Origin of the sequence: Macromonas nakdongensis (genome assembly GCF_002837145.1) — a bacterium.
GTDB classification, from domain to species: domain Bacteria; phylum Pseudomonadota; class Gammaproteobacteria; order Burkholderiales; family Burkholderiaceae_C; genus Macromonas_B; species Macromonas_B nakdongensis.
Genome location: NZ_NWMV01000136.1, coordinates 1 through 1,290, shown reverse-complemented (window position 1 = coordinate 1,290; position 1,290 = coordinate 1). Strand labels below are relative to the sequence as shown.

Here is a 1,290-nt window from a genome sequence, read left to right as displayed (position 1 = left end):
CGGCCCTGGGCGGGGCAGACGGCCTGCGCCACGGCGACGTGCTGCGGATCGAGGCCCGCGACCGCGACGGGCACAGCCCTTTCGGGGCGATCGAGCAGTCCGTGGTGCCGCTCGACTGACCGCCCCCAGGTTTTTCACATCGTCGGGTGGGCGCCGGCGCCTTGGGCGGCTTCGAGCCGACCTTGGCACGCCACGCAGCGCATGGCGGTGGGGTTGGCGTGCAGGCGCGCGGTCGGGATGCCGATGCCGCAGTCCAGACACAGGCCGTAGTCGCCCGCGGCGATGCGCTGCAGCGCGGCATCGATGGCGTTGAGTTCGGCGGTTTCGCGCTCGTCCAAGGCCTGGGCCAGGTCGCGTTCGGCGCCGAGCTGGCTGCGGTCGCTGCTCTGGTCGTCGTGCGGGTTGGGGGCGGCATCGGCGCGGCCGATCTGGCCGCCACGCTGTGCCCGCAACTGGGCGATCAGGTGGGTCCGCATCTGCTGCAGTTGCTGGGCAAAGGTGTCGGAAATGGGGCTGCTCATGGAGGTTCCTTGCGCGGGGCCGGGCCCATGGGGGCGGGCCGGTGGGGGGATGTGGGCCATTCTGCCGCAGTGGCGTTCGTATCGGCTTGATGCACGTCAAGCCACCGTGGGCAAGCGCGCCAAGCTGTGGCATGCTTGGGGTCAGGGCGGCTGGCGCGGGGCGTCGGTTGTCCGCTTCACAGGAGACGCCGATGACCCCCCCCGACCTCAACGCTTTTGCCCAGTACATCCCGGGCTTCGAATTCCTGCAGAACCTGACCCGCCAGGCCGCCGGTTCGGTGGCCCCGGGCCTGCAGTCCGGGGTGCCGGGCATGCCGTCCATGAGCCACTGGGTCGCGCCCACCTTCGACGTGGAGGAACTGGACAAACGCATCCAGGACCTGCGCGCGGTGCACTTCTGGCTGGACCAGAACACCAAGGCCCTGGGCGCCACCATCCAGGCGCTGGAGGTGCAGAAGATGACCTTGGCCACCCTGAAGGGCATGAACGTCAGCCTGGGTGAAATGGCCGAGGCCTTCAAGATCCGCCCCGAAGCGGCAGCTCCCGAGCAGCCCGCAGCGCAGCCGCCGGCACCGACCCCCGAGGAGGCCCCGGCCCGCCCGATGGTGGACCCGATGCAGTGGTGGAACTCGCTGACCGAGCAGTTCCAGACCATCGCCACCGGCGCGGTGCGCGACATGGCCGACCAGGCCTCGCGCGCGGCCGAACAGGTGGCACAGACGGTGCAGGCCAGCGCCGAGGCCGCCAGCCAGATGTCGGCCAGCGCCGC

At 70.9% G+C, this 1,290-nt stretch carries 2 protein-coding genes; one reads left to right on the top strand and one right to left on the bottom strand.

Translation table 11 applies throughout. The features are described from left to right. Positions 1–134: 134 nt before the first annotated feature. Entirely contained in the window at positions 135–521 is a 387-nt protein-coding gene (locus CON77_RS14065; protein ID WP_101050139.1) for a TraR/DksA family transcriptional regulator, read from the bottom strand. 191 nt (positions 522–712) lie between these two features. On the opposite strand from CON77_RS14065, the gene CON77_RS14060 reads away from it, so the two are divergent. Beyond that, a partial coding sequence (locus CON77_RS14060) for a PhaM family polyhydroxyalkanoate granule multifunctional regulatory protein (RefSeq protein WP_101050137.1) occupies positions 713–1,290 on the top strand: 578 nt, incomplete at its 3' end.